Here is a 13,771-nt window from a genome sequence, read left to right on the forward strand (position 1 = left end):
TACATTTTCAGTTATTACCTCGACCGCATTGAAAGTTAGCCAGTTTTCCTGATTTTGGGCAGTGCTGAGTTGTACAACTAAACTTGCGCACTAGTTTAGTTGGTGTCCTAGTTGTTGGTTTTTACAATGGAGTTTTGTAAGTGTCAGTTCAGCTTGTGTCAATAATAATCTCGATTGCTATCTCAGGCATAACCATCCCACTTGAAACCAAGAACATGAAAGGGTGGATTTTTGGAAGTGAGCGCCAAAAGCAATGGACGCAGCAAATATACCGCCACCGTAGTAAGTTTCAAAACCCACTGCACCAAAACTACAAGCACCTAAAAGCTCTCGAATCTTCTCTTGATTTAAAACCTACTGATTTATTCTCTGTAGTGTGTTTTGTTGGCGACGCTTCCTTTAAAACCGCTATGCCCGAAAATGTAACGCATATACGTGGTTGCTTGCGCTTCATTCGTTCGAAGCAGGAGAGAGTGTTCACTGAATCAGAAGTTGAAGCGCTTGTTGTTAAGCTTGAGGAATTGAAACTTAAAAGAGGCCTTAGAACGTCACTTAAGCACAAGGCGAATGTTAGTGAGTTGGTGGCTGAAAAAAGCCGTCAGAGGCAATCTGGCGAGGCCTGTCCCAAATGTGGGGCAGAGTTAGTAGAGCGATTGGCAAAGCGTGCTAAGAATGCTGGGAATGCGTTTATTGGCTGTTCAGCCTATCCCCGTTGTAAATTCACTCAATAATCTTAAGAGTTAAGCGAGATAACAGTTTTTGTCTGAAATCTGCTACATATTTGCTACACAGGATTAAGAAATGATAAAGGCGTAGTGGTTACTAACCTACTACGCCTTTAAATATGGTGGCCCTTCACAGACTTGAACTGTGGACCTAACGATTATGAGTCGTGTGCTCTAACCAACTGAGCTAAAGGGCCTAAATTTGTTGTTGCGAGCTTAGCTCAATCAACGAGGCTGGATTATAAAAAAACATCTCAGCCTTGTCTATGCGTTTGAAACTAAGCGCTTATTTATTCGCCGTTTAGCTGTTCTACTCGTCTAAGAAGCTACGTAGCTGCTCTGAACGAGAAGGGTGACGCAGTTTGCGTAGGGCTTTGGCTTCGATTTGACGAATACGCTCACGGGTTACGTCAAACTGTTTGCCCACTTCCTCAAGGGTGTGGTCGGTATTCATACCAATACCAAAACGCATCCGTAGTACTTTGGCTTCACGCGGGGTGAGGCCTGCTAGTACTTCTTGAGTAGCAAACTTGAGGTTTTCCCCTGTAGCGGCGTCAACCGGCATAGATAGGGTTGTATCCTCAATAAAGTCACCTAGATGCGAATCTTCATCGTCACCAATGGGGGTTTCCATGGAGATAGGCTCTTTGGCAATTTTTAGCACCTTACGGATCTTGTCTTCAGGCATTAACATGCGCTCTGCCAATTCTTCTGGAGTGGGTTCGCGGCCCATTTCTTGAAGCATTTGACGGCTAATGCGGTTTAGCTTGTTAATGGTTTCGATCATGTGCACCGGAATACGAATAGTACGTGCCTGGTCTGCAATTGAGCGGGTAATCGCCTGACGGATCCACCAAGTGGCGTAGGTCGAGAATTTGTAACCACGACGGTATTCAAACTTATCTACCGCCTTCATCAAGCCGATGTTACCTTCCTGAATCAAATCGAGGAATTGTAAGCCACGGTTGGTGTATTTCTTGGCAATCGAAATCACCAAACGCAAGTTGGCTTCAACCATTTCTTTCTTGGCGCGGCGAGCTTTCGCTTCACCAATGCTCATGCGACGGTTGATGTCTTTAATGTTGTTAATACTAAGGCCGGTTTCTTCTTCAACGGTTTTCAGTTTGAAGATACAACGGCGCACTTCTTCGTCTACTTCCATTAGCGCTGGCGCGTAGTCTTTAGCCGAAGTTTTGTGCTCGTTAAACCAGTCTTCACTGGTTTCGTCTTTAGAGAAGGCTTTAACAAAAGCTTGTTTAGGCATTTTGCCCTGTTCAACACACAGCTTCATGATTAGGCGCTCTTGGGTACGCACCCGCTCCATCATGTTGCGCATGCTGGCAACTAACTTGTCGAATAACTTAGGCACTAGGCGGAAAGTGTGGAAAATTTCGCTTAGTTCAAAGATTTCTTTGGTTGCGCGAGCCGACATACGGCCATGCTCGGCAATCACCGCGTGGGTTTTGTCGTATTGAGCGCGAAGCGCATCGAAGCGCTCTTTAACCACTTCTGGATCTAGGCCTACGTCTTCTTCTTCTTCGTCTTCTTCGTCATCGTCTTCATCGTCGAGATCTTTTTCTTCAAGTTCTGAACCGATGTGAGTGGCGGTTGGCGCCGCTTCGGCTACTTCGTCTTCGTCGATGAAACTGTTTACGATGTCGCTAATTTTTAGTTCTTCTGCTTGGTACTGGTCGTACATATCAAGCAAGATAGAAATGGTTTCTGGGTACTCTGAAACACTGCGTTGAACTTCGTTGATCCCTTCTTCAATTCGTTTGGCGATGTCAATTTCGCCCTCACGGGTCAATAGTTCTACGGTGCCCATTTCGCGCATGTACATACGCACTGGGTCGGTGGTTCGGCCAAGTTCTGACTCTACTGTTGCAAGTGCTTGCGCCGCGGCTTCTGCTGCGTCTTCGTCAGTTGTATTCTCGGCCAACAATAAGTCATCGGTATCGGGTGCATTTTCATGTACCTGAATACCCATGTCGTTGATCATTTGAATGATATCTTCAACTTGATCGGAATCTACGATATCAGCAGGTAAATGGTCATTTACCTCTGCATAAGTTAAGTAGCCTTGCTCTTTACCTTTTGCGAGAAGGAGTTTGAGTTGAGACTGTGGGGTTTGTTCCATAGATGTCATCCGAAGTAGATTAAGCTAGCAAAACCATAAACGTTCGCGCTGTTGGCGCAAACGATGAATTATATCAAGTATGGGTTAAAATTTCTATATCAAGGTCAATTTAGTAAAAAGTTTTTGTTTATTACTTAAACAAACCATTTAAGGCTTTAATTCGGTAATTAATTGCAACATTTCACGTTTCTCCTCGATACTCAGTGTGCCGTTTAAGGACTTTACATTGAGCTGTTCGTAACGTTGTAACAGCAGTTGTTCGATGAAACTGGCAATAATATCTTGCAGTTCGTCGGGGTAGCCGGACTCGTCGATTTCCAAATTATAACTGGCCAGCGCACTTAAGTGTTTTTGCTCTGGTTGATCACGCCAACGCTCTAGTAATTGGGCGGTGGTGATATCCGGCTTGTTATGGATTTCGGCGATTAAGGCCAGCAGTAGCGGCATACCTTTGATGTTCACTTGCTTTAGCTCTTCTGAGGGGGCAAGTCCTTGGCAATGGCTGGGCGCTGTAAAATCATTGCGATAGCTTTACGCATCGGCGTTAGGCTCAGCTTTTTAACGCTACTTACTTGGTTACGTTGTTGGCGCTCTAGTTGCGCCAGTTCTTTTTCTAGTTGGCTGCGAATCATCCGGTTTTGGGTGGCTAATTCGGTCAACAAGGTTTCTTTATAAAAGGCGGCCTTCACTTGCGAAATGAGCTCGTAAGCGCGAGCGGCCATGTGGCTTTTACCGGCATCGGTACTAATGTCGATTTCCTGACTTAGGCGCTCAAATAAAAAGCGCGACAGGGGCATTGCCTGATGCATGCGCTGCTCAAAGCCGTCTCTACCTTCTTGGCGCACCAAGGTGTCTGGGTCTTCGCCGTCGGGTAAAAACATAAATTTTAGCTCTACTTCATCGCGCAAGTGCGGTAGGGCATTTTCTAGAGCGCGCCAAGCTGCGTCGCGTCCGGCGCGGTCACCATCATAACAACAGATAATTTTGTTGCTGGCGCGAAACAGCATTTGTAAATGCTCGGGCGTAGTAGAGGTGCCCAGCGAAGCCACCGCATAGTCCACCCCAAACTGGGCCAGCGAGACCACGTCCATATAGCCTTCTACCACTAAAATCTGTGGTACTTGCTTGTGGGCTTGGCGTACTTCATAAAGCCCGTATAACTCTCGACCCTTATGAAAGACGCTGGTTTCTGGCGAGTTTAAGTATTTAGGCGTGCCATCGCCGAGTACTCGACCACCAAAGCCAATGTAGCGACCGCGTTTATCGCGAATGGGGAACATCACTCGATCACGGAAACGGTCATAGCGGCGACCACTTTCGTTTTCAATCGATAAACCTGCATCCAGTAATTGCTGGCTGGTCTGCGCCGAATAGCCCAGAGCTTTACCTAACGAGTCCCATTCATCGGGGCATAACCAATTGAGAAGCGTTGTACCACCTCGCCACTAAGTCCACGACCTTTTAAATAGTCGATCACTTGCTGTTTCTTGGGATGGCTGCGCAATTGCTGCTGAAAGAAACGGCTGGCTTGAGCGATCAGCTCGTATAAATCTTTGGCGGCTTGGCGTTGTTGCTGGCTTTTGGCTTGATCAAACTTGCTGTTGTTGCTGTTTTCCCGTTCCACTTCCAGCCCCATTTGGCTGGCTAGATCTTCTACGGCATCAACAAACTCGAGTTTGTCGTATTCCATTAAAAAGCTAATGGCGTTGCCGTGGGCTCCACAACCAAAGCAGTGATAAAACTGTTTGTCTTGGCTTACAGTAAATGAGGGAGATTTTTCGTTATGAAAAGGGCAGCAGGCTGAGTAGTTTTTTCCGGCTTTTTTAAGGCGCACGCGCTGATCGATGAGGCTAACAATATCTGTTCTCGCCAATAGATCATCGATAAATTGTTGCGCTATTCTTCCGGCCATTCACTACCAACTTCAGCGTTTTTAAAAAACAAACAAGCCGTGAACTCAATGAGAACACGGCTTGTTCGAGTATTCTAAGGGATGGACTTAGGCTAGTTTACTGCGAACAGCAGCGCTAATTGCGCCCATGTCTGCACGGCCTTGTACCTGAGGTTTCAGGATGCCCATCACTTTACCCATATCTTGCATTCCTGCAGCACCAGATTGAGCAATTGCCGCTTCAATTAATGAAGCTACTTCTTGTTCACTGAGTGCTTTAGGAAGGAACGCTTCCAAGATTTCAATCTCGGCGAGTTCTTTGTCTGCTAAGTCTTGACGTTCAGCGGCAAGAAACTGCTCCGCAGCGTCTTTACGTTGTTTCACTTGCTTAACGATGATGCTTAGAATGCGCTCATCGTCTAGCGTAATGCGTTCATCAACTTCGACTTGCTTAACTGCCGCCAGCAACATGCGCAGAGTGCCAAGACGAAACTTGTCTTTGGCGCGCATTGCTGCTTTTTGTTCTTCTTGTAGCGTTGCTTTTAATGACATAGGGTCTATCAGCGCTTAGTACAAGCGAACGCGACGTGCGTTTTCACGAGCCAATTTCTTAGCGTGACGTTTAACAGCAGACGCTTTAGCGCGTTTACGAGCTGTAGTTGGTTTTTCGTAAAACTCGCGACGGCGAACTTCAGAAAGAATACCTGCTTTCTCGCAAGAGCGCTTGAAACGACGTAGAGCTACGTCAAATGGTTCGTTTTCACGTACTTTAACGATTGGCATATGCCTATCACCTTCCGGTTTATTGAGGGCCGAACAAAAATCAGCCTGAGTGTTTAAAAATGGTGCGGAATTTTAAGCCGAACTGGGGGCAATGTAAAGCCTATTTGTAATCCTCTGGTGAAATAAGCCACGAACAAGTAATATAGCTGCGATTTTTATAGGCTTGCAGCGGCGAATTTTCGCCATCCCCAGAGTAGGAAAAGTAAAAACTATGCGTGTACTCGGTATTGAAACTTCGTGTGATGAAACCGGTGTGGCCATTTACGATGACCAGCAGGGCTTATTGGCCGATGTTTTATACAGTCAAATTAAACTACATGCTGATTATGGTGGGGTAGTGCCAGAGCTGGCTTCACGTGACCATATTCGTAAAACCATTCCATTAATTAAAGAAGCAATGGAAAAGGCTAATTGTAGCCCCGAGCAAATTGATGCGGTGACCTATACCGCAGGTCCTGGCTTAGTGGGTGCCTTATTGGTGGGCTCGCTTACGGCCCGCAGTATTGCTATGGCTTGGGGCAAGCCAGCGGTGCCAGTGCATCATATGGAAGGCCATTTATTGGCACCAATGCTGGAAGATAATCCACCAGAGTTTCCGTTTTTAGCCTTGTTAGTGTCTGGTGGTCATACTTTATTGGTGGAAGTGGATGGCATTGGTGAATACCAAATTTTAGGTGAGTCGATTGATGATGCCGCCGGTGAAGCCTTTGATAAAACAGCTAAGTTATTGGGCCTCGATTATCCCGGTGGCCCTGCCTTGAGTCGCTTAGCCGAGAAAGGTCAAGCAGGGCGTTTTACTTTCCCGCGGCCAATGACCGATCGTCCCGGTTTAGATATGAGTTTTTCTGGGCTGAAAACTTTTGCCAAAAATACCATTGATAGCGAAGGAAAAGATGAGCAAACCAAAGCTGATATCGCGCTGGCTTTTCAGCAAGCCTTAGTGGATACCTTGATTATCAAATGCCGTCGCGCCCTTAAGCAAACGGGTTTAAAACGTTTGGTGATTGCTGGTGGGGTAAGTGCTAACAAAGCCTTGCGTGAGCAACTCGGTGAGTTATTAGCCTCGCGTGGTGGTCAGGTTTATTATCCGCGTCCGGCGTTTTGTACCGATAACGGCGCAATGATTGCCTATGCTGGTATGCAGCGTTTTAAAGCGGGGCAAACCGTGGGTTTGTCGGTGCAGGCTATGCCGCGCTGGCCACTGGATGAGTTACCGCCAGCTAAGCAAGCTTAACTCAAGTTGATAAAAACGCTCCTAACTGGGGCGTTTTTTTATGGCTTATTTTTATTTACCACTTTGCTTTCGGTGTGGTTGCGTAGCCGAGAAATATTGCCTTGATGGCGAATAATGATCAGGCACGACAGCATGGCTACCGGCAGGGTGTATTCCGGTTTGATCAGCCAAGTATACAGTGGTGCTAAACTCACGCTGACGATGGCGGCTAGCGAGGAATAGCCTCTTAGTTTTAGGGTGATCAGCCAAGTGACGATTAATAGGGCAGCTAAATCTAAGCCAATGGGCAGTACTCCGCCAAGTGCGGTAGCAACGCCTTTGCCACCTTCAAAATGAAAGAAAATAGGATACATGTGGCCAAGGCAGGCCGCGATGCCCACAAAGCCCAGAACTATTGGCGCTAAGTTGGCGTAGTAGCCCAACCAAACTGGAATAGTGCCTTTGAGCAGGTCGCAAACTAATACTAATACCGCTGGGGTTTTACCGCCGATGCGATACACATTGGTGGCGCCTGGATTATTCGAACCATGGCTTCGTGGGTCGGGTAGGCGGTAAATTCGGCAGATGAGTACGGCGCTGGAGATGGAACCCAGTAAATAAGCTGCCGTAATAAAAAATAAACCGAGTAAACCCATTAGTTTAGAAGCATTCCACCGATTGTTGAATTGCGGTATTATCGCGCTCTCTCAAAGGTCAAATCATACGCTGTTTTTTTAGCTAAGGCTAATTAGTGGATAGGCAGCACAGTAGCTGGGAATTATGGATAAAGTATTTATTAAAGAGCTCACCGTATTGGCGACGATTGGCGCTTACGAGTGGGAAAAACAGATCAAGCAAAAACTAGTGATTGATTTAGAGATGGCTTGGGATAATCGCCCTGCAGGCCTGAGTGATGATTTGTCGCTGGCCTTGGATTATGCCTCGGTGAGTCAGGCGGTGAGCGACTTAGTTAGTCAGCAGCCGCATGAGTTGGTGGAAACCGTGGCAGAGAAAGTGGCGGCCTTAATTCTCACACAATTCACTGTGCCTTGGGTTAAGGTGACCATTAATAAACCAGGCGCGGTTCCTTTTGCTGCCAACGTGGGCGTTCAAATAGAGCGTAGCCAAACGGAAGCCTCTTCATAATGGCTGATGTGTTTGTAGGTGTAGGCAGCAATATTGAGCGAGAACGCTATATTCGCCAAGGGATAGCGGCCTTAGAAAGCTGTTTTGGTGAATTGAGCCTAAGCCCCGTTTATGAATGTCCGGCTTTAGGCTTTGACGGCCCCGATTTTTATAATTTGGTGGCCAGATTTTCTACGCCCTTGTCTCTTGAAGCGGTATTTGCTGCCATTAAACGCATCGAGTTCGAACATGGGCGAGCAAAAGATGCCCAAAAGTACTCGTCACGCACACTGGATATCGATATTCTTTTATATAACCAGTTGGTGGTAGCTAAACCCTGCCAGCTACCTAGAGCCGAAATAATAAAAAGTGCCTTTGTTCTGAAACCTTTAAGTGATATTGCTGGGGACTTAGAGCATCCAACACTAGCAAAAACTTACACTCAGCTATGGAAGGAATTTGCTGATAGTGCTCAAGTTTTGCATCGGGTCGACAGTTTCACCTTTTAATTTTTTTAGCAAGGAACAGTGCATGAGTGTTTTCGAAACCATAATGTTGGCTTTGATTCAGGGCTTAACAGAGTTTCTCCCTATTTCGAGTTCTGCTCACCTGATTTTACCTTCGCAGGTATTGGGCTGGCAGGACCAAGGTATTACTTTTGATGTGGCAGTCCATGTGGGCAGCTTGCTAGCGGTATTAGGTTATTTCCGTAAAGAAGTATGGTCGATGTTAATCGCATGGTTGGCTTCGTTTACGGGCAAGCGCAGCCCTGATGCCCTGTTGGCTTGGTTGATTATTTTAGCCACCATTCCTGCGGTATTGTTTGGTGGTTTATTTAAGGATTTGATTGAACAATATTTGCGTTCGGCTTATGTGATTGCCGCTACCACCTTAATTTTTGGTGCGCTACTGTGGTGGGCCGATGCGCAGGCTAAGCTGCTGAATGACGAATATCAAATTGGCTGGAAACAGGCCTTGTTTATCGGTATTGCGCAGGCGGTGGCGATTATTCCTGGCACATCGCGCAGCGGTATCACCATTACCGCGGGTTTAATGTTGGGGTTAACCCGTGAAGCGGCAGCACGCTTTTCATTTTTAATGTCGATCCCGGTGATTGTGGGAGCTTGCGTACTGATGACTAAAGACATGGCAGAAAATCCGGTGGCGGTGGACTGGACCGCGATGGCTTTGGGAGTGGCGGTGTCTTTTGTTAGTGCCTATTCTTGTATCCACCTGTTTATTCGCTGGGTAAGCCGAGTAGGGATGAAGCCTTTTGTTATCTATCGCTTGTTGTTGGGCGCATTCTTATTGGGCTTTCTAGCCTTCAGTTAAAAGTAAAAAGCTCGCATTTTGGCGAGCTTTTTTTTGGGGTCACTTAGCTTGGCTGCTGTTGAGCTAAATAGCGCTGTTTTTCTTCACTAAGCAAGTGCAAGCGTTGCTGATGCAGTTGTTGTTTTATCTCTATGCCTTTAAATCCGGCTTTAACGATGGCTTGTACATCGACGCTATTGGCTACTTCTAGTTGGTGAAGCAAATAGTCGTAGGGAGGGTAGTCGTGGTCAGCAAAGCCAAGCCGCCCCTTGATGTCGGCTATACCCGCCTCCAGTATTTGTTGAAAACGCTGTGGTTTACGCCAAGCATCGCAGCGGTCAAATAGCTTTAATACGGTTTCAGGGCGCAGTTCTAAGGCGCTATGAATGGTGATGTGGTGTTCTGCCACCAGTAGCGCTAAATCGCGGTATTCGTTGGGCACTTTAATTCGCTGGCAAAAGGCTTTAATTGGGCTTACTCCAGCGGGCCATGGCCCGGATGAGAAGGCAGTTTTGCTTGGGGCGTTAAGGCCTTACCAAAGTCGTGACATAAGGCGGCAAAACGTACCACCGGGTGATAATCTAGCTTGGCGCTTTGCTCAATCACCATCAGAGTATGAATGCCGGTGTCGATTTCGGGGTGCCATTTAGGGCTAGCTGGCACACCAAACAACTGGTCTAGTTCAGGAATTAAGGCCGCCAAGGCATCGGTCTGTTTAAGAACCTCAAAAAATACCTGAGGGGCTGGGCTAGCTAAGGCTTTCTCTAGCTCTAACCAAATGCGCTCTGGAGTTAGGCTAGCTAGCTCGCCAGAGTGGGCAATCTGTTGCATCAACTTTAACGTGTCTGCGGCCACCTTAAAACCAAGTGGGTGAAAGCGGGCGGCAAAACGCGCGACGCGCAGTACTCTAAGTGGGTCTTCTACAAAAGCGGGAGAAACATGGCGCAGAATTCGCGCCTGTAGATCGGCTTGTCCGCCATAGGGGTCGATGAGCTGGCCTTGTTCTGATTGGGCTATCGCATTAATGGTGAGGTCGCGACGCAGCAAATCTTCTTCTAGGCTGACATCGTCGGCGAAGTAACAAGTAAAACCGGTGTAGCCTTTGCCTTGCTTACGCTCGGTGCGGGCGAGTGCATATTCTTCTTGATTGTGCGGATGTAAAAATACCGGAAAATCTTTACCGACCTGGCTGTAACCTAGTTTAAGCATTTGTTCGGGGTGGCGCCTACAACCACATGGTCACGGTCTTTTACTGGTAAACCCAGTAGTTGATCGCGTACCGCTCCGCCGACTAAATAGGTTTCCACTTAGCACTCCTCAATAATCACTGTCCACAAACGCCTTGCGCAAGGGTATTATACACCTATCAATGCTTAATAGGGCTAGGATTGCTACTTCTCGAATAAGTGGCAGAGCAGCTTCGGCGAAAGGACAGCGGTTTAATGTATTTGGATTACTTTGGCTTAAAGGAAAACCCTTTTTCAATTGCGCCAAACCCCGATTTTTTATTTATGAGCGAACGGCATAAAGAAGCCTTGGCTCACTTAAGTTTTGGTTTGGGGGAAACCGGGGGCTTTGTATTGCTTACTGGGGAAGTGGGGACCGGTAAAACCACCGTTTCGCGCGCCTTGTTAAAACAGTTGCCCGAGAATACTCAAGTAGCGATGGTGCTAAATCCTAGCCTGACTGAGTTGGAGCTTTTGGCCACGGTATGCGATGAACTCAAAATTGACTACGACAAAACCAGCTTCAGCGTGAAGGATTTTGGTGACGCTATCCGTCAGCGCCTATTAGAAAACCACTGGGCCGGTGGCAATACCATGTTGTTGATTGACGAGGCGCAGCACCTGTCGGTTGAAGTCTTGGAGCAGCTGCGTTTATTGACTAACTTTGAGACCGATACTCGTAAGCTGCTGCGGGTGGTATTAATTGGCCAACCTGAATTGCAACAAAAATTGAAGCAACCGATTTTGCGCCAATTAGCGCAGCGCATCACCGCTCGTTATCATCTATTACCGCTTACCGTAAATGAAGTGGAGGCTTATATTCGTCACCGCTTGCGAGTCGCAGGCTGCGAACGACCGTTGTTTTCAAGGGCCTTAGTAAAACAGCTACACAGCGCGGCAGAAGGGATCCCTAGGGTGATTAACCTGTTGTGTGACCGCGCCTTGTTAGCGGCTTATGGCCATGATCAAATGGTGGTGGATAAAAAAGCGCTAAAACAGGCGATTGCAGAGATTGCTTTGTCTGAGCCAAAAGCGACAGGTTTGAGTTTGGGTTATCTGGCTACTGGCGCATTGTTGGGGGGCTTATTATTAGCGGCCTTTTATTGGGGGCCTAGGCTGTTAACTCCCCTAGTTGAGCCTCAGCCTCAAGCATCTCCAGCTATTTCGGCTAGCGCTCTAGATAAGCAGCGTTTGCAGGCTCAACAGCTCGCCATGCAACAACAAGCTGCGCAGCGCGAGCAAGTCCAACAGCAACAACAGCAATGGCAGCGTCTTAAAGCCAGCAGTATTTTGCCAGATCGTTCATGGCAACTATTATTGCGCAGTTGGGGTTACGACGTACCAATAAGCCAAGCGAGTTGTAGTTTGGTCACCGCTATAGACTTACATTGTTTAAGTCTAAATGGCGGTGAAAAAGTGTTACGTGAGGTGAACTTGCCAGCGGTCGTCGCTTTAGAAGACCAAGGCGAGCGTTTTTATGCGGTGATTCGCCATTGGGGAGCCAAGGTGGAGCTATGGTTGGGCGAGCAGTCGATGTTGGTTAGCGAACAATGGTTAGGTCAGCGTTGGCAGGGCGAGTTTCAAGTATTGTGGCAGCCACCGCAGGGCTTCGATGGAGTATTAAAGCAAGGTAACCAAGGACAAGCGGTGTATTGGTTGGAGCAAAGCCTGTCGTTAATTCAAGGTCAAGCGCCGCGCCAAACCTTTAGTTTTGATCAGCAGCTTAGCCAACAAGTGCGGCAGTTTCAGCAGCAAAATAATCTCAATGCCGATGGTATTGCTGGGGTGTTTACCTTGTTGCGCTTAAACCAACAGATTTATGTCGATCAACCGCGCTTGCAGGAGATGAACTAATGTCGAGTATTTTAGACGCGCAGCGACGTAACGGTAACGATGCCGTAGCGCTAGTCGCTCCAGCTACTAGCAAGCCGATCCTAAGTGCGCTATTGGCCTCAGTTATAACCATGGCGATTGCTGGGAGTGGCTTTTGGTGGTGGCAAAAAAACCAGCAAGTGGTGGTAGCTCACCAGCCCCAGCAGGAGCAGCCAAGCGAGCTGCCAGTATCGCAGGTCAAGCAAACTGCGCCAGAGCCCGTTAACTTAGATTTTGAGTTAGGCCCTTTGCCTCGCTTCGATGAGCTCGAAAAAGTGGATCTGTTAGCTTTACGCCAGCAGCAGTTTGAAGATTTGCTGGCGCAAGCGCCCAGTCCTGCGCCACAAACTGAAGCGCCGCGGCAACCGTCACCAGTGACAACACCGGCAGACAATAATTCAGTAACTAACTCCCCTTCAGCCAATAAGTCGGCGTCTCAGCAAGGCAACTTAGAGCAGCGTTTTGCCGCGGCGGTACAAGCCACGGAAACATTAAGTTGGGAAGAGCAAAATGACGTCACTCGCTACGATGACGCGCCATTAATAGGTGCTCTAGATCCTTCTATCCAGGCTCTAGTGCCTGCGATTACTTTTAATTCGCATGTCTTTTCATCGGATCCCAGTCGTCGCTATGTCACTTTAAATAACCAAGAGTTCGCTGAAGGGGATTTTGTGAATGCCAATATCGAGTTGGTAGCGATCCGTATGGATGACATTGTATTGCGGGTGGCGGGTAGTTTATGCCGCTTAAATGCCTTGTCGGATTGGGGTTAACAAAAAAGGCGCAGTAAGCGCCTTTTATCATTCTTTAAAAAACACTACATCCACTGGTTGTCTCGTTTTTTACGACGAGGGATCAGCGGTAAAATTAACCCCAAGATTAATCCGCCTGCTGCCACCCCTGCACCATTGATAAACCATTGCATTTGTACGCTTTCGTCTTTGGTGTCTAGCTCGCGCTGAATTTGCACGTTCTGTTCTGTAACTTGTTGAAGTCGCTCATTGAGCTGGTCATTACTGGCTTGTAATTGCTCGATTTGTTGTTGCTGGACTTCGATTTGTTGTACCCGATCAGCCGAGGCTGTTTCAATCTGTTCACGTTGCTGCTTAAGCGCCGTTTCACTTTTCTCTAATTGGCTTTTCACTTGCTCAAGCTGAGCTGCTAAACCGGGAGAACGATTTAAAAATTTCGCTTCAACCCAGCCTTCGCGGCCATTATCTAAGGTGATTTTGGCGTATTCGGTTTCTTGGTTGTAATCAACTTGGTTGATTTGGGTGCCTGCGTTAACGGTGCCAACAATGCGGTATTGGTTACTAGGGCCAGAGTGCATGAACACATACAGGTCATCGGAAATATAACGGGTTTGGGCTAAAGCGGGGAAAGCGAGGACAAGTGATACCAACGCTGCAGATAGGGTTCTGACCATCACGGCTAATCTCTTTTATTTAGATAATATTCGCCGTTAGTGTACGAAACAACGTTGCCAGT

The 13,771-nt window shown here is 47.4% G+C and carries 12 protein-coding genes, 1 tRNA gene and 2 pseudogenes; 7 read left to right on the forward strand and 8 right to left on the reverse strand.

Translation table 11 applies throughout. The features are described from left to right. Positions 1-140: 140 nt before the first annotated feature. On the forward strand, positions 141-731 hold the full coding sequence (locus AR383_RS17035; RefSeq protein ID WP_055734215.1) for an NERD domain-containing protein: 591 nt from the start codon (positions 141-143) through the stop codon (positions 729-731). A 114-nt stretch (positions 732-845) separates the two neighbouring features. On the opposite strand, the gene AR383_RS17040 is transcribed toward AR383_RS17035, so the two are convergent. The 5 genes and pseudogenes from AR383_RS17040 to rpsU form a co-directional block, all read right to left on the reverse strand. Then, a tRNA-Ile gene (locus AR383_RS17040) sits at positions 846-922 on the reverse strand. 113 nt (positions 923-1,035) lie between these two features. Further along, positions 1,036-2,862, reverse strand: coding sequence for an RNA polymerase sigma factor RpoD (gene rpoD / locus AR383_RS17045; protein WP_055734216.1), 1,827 nt, complete (start codon positions 2,860-2,862; stop codon positions 1,036-1,038). A gap of 147 nt (positions 2,863-3,009) precedes the next feature. Further along, positions 3,010-4,774 (reverse strand): annotated as a pseudogene (gene dnaG / locus AR383_RS17050) (DNA primase). Positions 4,775-4,861: 87 nt separating this feature from the next. Continuing rightward, positions 4,862-5,305 (reverse strand): GatB/YqeY domain-containing protein, encoded by a 444-nt coding sequence (locus AR383_RS17055; protein ID WP_055734217.1) that lies wholly within the window; start codon positions 5,303-5,305, stop codon positions 4,862-4,864. 15 nt (positions 5,306-5,320) lie between these two features. Continuing rightward, positions 5,321-5,536, reverse strand: a complete 216-nt coding sequence (gene rpsU, locus AR383_RS17060; RefSeq protein WP_016403353.1) for a 30S ribosomal protein S21 — start codon at positions 5,534-5,536, stop codon at positions 5,321-5,323. A 211-nt stretch (positions 5,537-5,747) separates the two neighbouring features. On the opposite strand from rpsU, the gene tsaD reads away from it, so the two are divergent. Continuing rightward, positions 5,748-6,770 (forward strand): tRNA (adenosine(37)-N6)-threonylcarbamoyltransferase complex transferase subunit TsaD, encoded by a 1,023-nt coding sequence (gene tsaD, locus AR383_RS17065; protein WP_055734218.1) that lies wholly within the window; start codon positions 5,748-5,750, stop codon positions 6,768-6,770. A 38-nt stretch (positions 6,771-6,808) separates the two neighbouring features. Here tsaD and plsY read toward each other — a convergent pair whose 3' ends face one another. After that, the gene (plsY, locus tag AR383_RS17070; protein WP_055734219.1) at positions 6,809-7,405 is read right to left on the reverse strand and encodes a glycerol-3-phosphate 1-O-acyltransferase PlsY; all 597 of its coding nucleotides are present in this window, start codon (positions 7,403-7,405) and stop codon (positions 6,809-6,811) included. A gap of 124 nt (positions 7,406-7,529) precedes the next feature. On the opposite strand from plsY, the gene folB reads away from it, so the two are divergent. The 3 genes from folB to AR383_RS17085 are packed head-to-tail and all read left to right on the forward strand — an operon-like array spanning position 7,530 to position 9,206. Further along, a complete protein-coding gene (folB, locus tag AR383_RS17075) occupies positions 7,530-7,895 on the forward strand; it encodes a dihydroneopterin aldolase (protein WP_055734220.1) in 366 nt (121 codons plus the stop codon). Beyond that, positions 7,895-8,383: a 2-amino-4-hydroxy-6-hydroxymethyldihydropteridine diphosphokinase gene (gene folK, locus AR383_RS17080; protein WP_055734221.1), complete on the forward strand. Its 489-nt coding sequence runs from the start codon at positions 7,895-7,897 to the stop codon at positions 8,381-8,383. Before folB ends, folK begins: the two co-directional genes overlap by 1 nt. 22 nt (positions 8,384-8,405) lie before the next feature. Continuing rightward, positions 8,406-9,206 (forward strand): undecaprenyl-diphosphate phosphatase, encoded by an 801-nt coding sequence (locus AR383_RS17085; protein ID WP_055734222.1) that lies wholly within the window; start codon positions 8,406-8,408, stop codon positions 9,204-9,206. A gap of 43 nt (positions 9,207-9,249) precedes the next feature. On the opposite strand, the pseudogene AR383_RS22345 reads toward AR383_RS17085, so the two are convergent. After that, positions 9,250-10,492, reverse strand: a pseudogene (locus AR383_RS22345) (multifunctional CCA addition/repair protein). 135 nt (positions 10,493-10,627) lie between these two features. Between AR383_RS22345 and AR383_RS17095 the strand changes: the two are divergent. Both AR383_RS17095 and AR383_RS17100 read left to right on the forward strand, forming a co-directional pair. Continuing rightward, positions 10,628-12,265 carry an ExeA family protein gene (locus AR383_RS17095; RefSeq protein ID WP_055734223.1) on the forward strand — a complete coding sequence of 546 codons (1,638 nt, stop codon included), beginning with the start codon at positions 10,628-10,630 and terminating at the stop codon, positions 12,263-12,265. After that, complete coding sequence (locus tag AR383_RS17100) at positions 12,265-13,056, forward strand: general secretion pathway protein GspB (RefSeq protein ID WP_055734224.1); 792 nt, start codon at positions 12,265-12,267, stop codon at positions 13,054-13,056. Before AR383_RS17095 ends, AR383_RS17100 begins: the two co-directional genes overlap by 1 nt. A gap of 44 nt (positions 13,057-13,100) precedes the next feature. On the opposite strand, the gene AR383_RS17105 is transcribed toward AR383_RS17100, so the two are convergent. Next, positions 13,101-13,709, reverse strand: coding sequence for a TIGR04211 family SH3 domain-containing protein (locus AR383_RS17105; protein ID WP_055734225.1), 609 nt, complete (start codon positions 13,707-13,709; stop codon positions 13,101-13,103). Between the last annotated feature and the right edge of the window lie 62 nt (positions 13,710-13,771).

Origin of the sequence: Agarivorans gilvus, assembly GCF_001420915.1 — a bacterium.
GTDB classification, from domain to species: Bacteria; Pseudomonadota; Gammaproteobacteria; order Enterobacterales; family Celerinatantimonadaceae; genus Agarivorans; species Agarivorans gilvus.

Excerpts from the sequence above, each read along its gene's own strand:
- rpoD (WP_055734216.1), bottom strand. The coding sequence starts at position 2,862 with ATGGAACAAACCCCACAGTCTCAACTCAAACTCCTTCTCGCAAAAGGT.
- rpsU (WP_016403353.1), bottom strand. The coding sequence starts at position 5,536 with ATGCCAATCGTTAAAGTACGTGAAAACGAACCATTTGACGTAGCTCTA.
- plsY (WP_055734219.1), bottom strand. The coding sequence starts at position 7,405 with ATGGGTTTACTCGGTTTATTTTTTATTACGGCAGCTTATTTACTGGGT.
- AR383_RS17095 (WP_055734223.1), top strand. The coding sequence starts at position 10,628 with ATGTATTTGGATTACTTTGGCTTAAAGGAAAACCCTTTTTCAATTGCG.
- tsaD (WP_055734218.1), top strand. The coding sequence starts at position 5,748 with ATGCGTGTACTCGGTATTGAAACTTCGTGTGATGAAACCGGTGTGGCC.
- AR383_RS17055 (WP_055734217.1), bottom strand. The coding sequence starts at position 5,305 with ATGTCATTAAAAGCAACGCTACAAGAAGAACAAAAAGCAGCAATGCGC.
- folK (WP_055734221.1), top strand. The coding sequence starts at position 7,895 with ATGGCTGATGTGTTTGTAGGTGTAGGCAGCAATATTGAGCGAGAACGC.
- AR383_RS17105 (WP_055734225.1), bottom strand. The coding sequence starts at position 13,709 with ATGGTCAGAACCCTATCTGCAGCGTTGGTATCACTTGTCCTCGCTTTC.
- AR383_RS17100 (WP_055734224.1), top strand. The coding sequence starts at position 12,265 with ATGTCGAGTATTTTAGACGCGCAGCGACGTAACGGTAACGATGCCGTA.
- folB (WP_055734220.1), top strand. The coding sequence starts at position 7,530 with ATGGATAAAGTATTTATTAAAGAGCTCACCGTATTGGCGACGATTGGC.
- AR383_RS17085 (WP_055734222.1), top strand. The coding sequence starts at position 8,406 with ATGAGTGTTTTCGAAACCATAATGTTGGCTTTGATTCAGGGCTTAACA.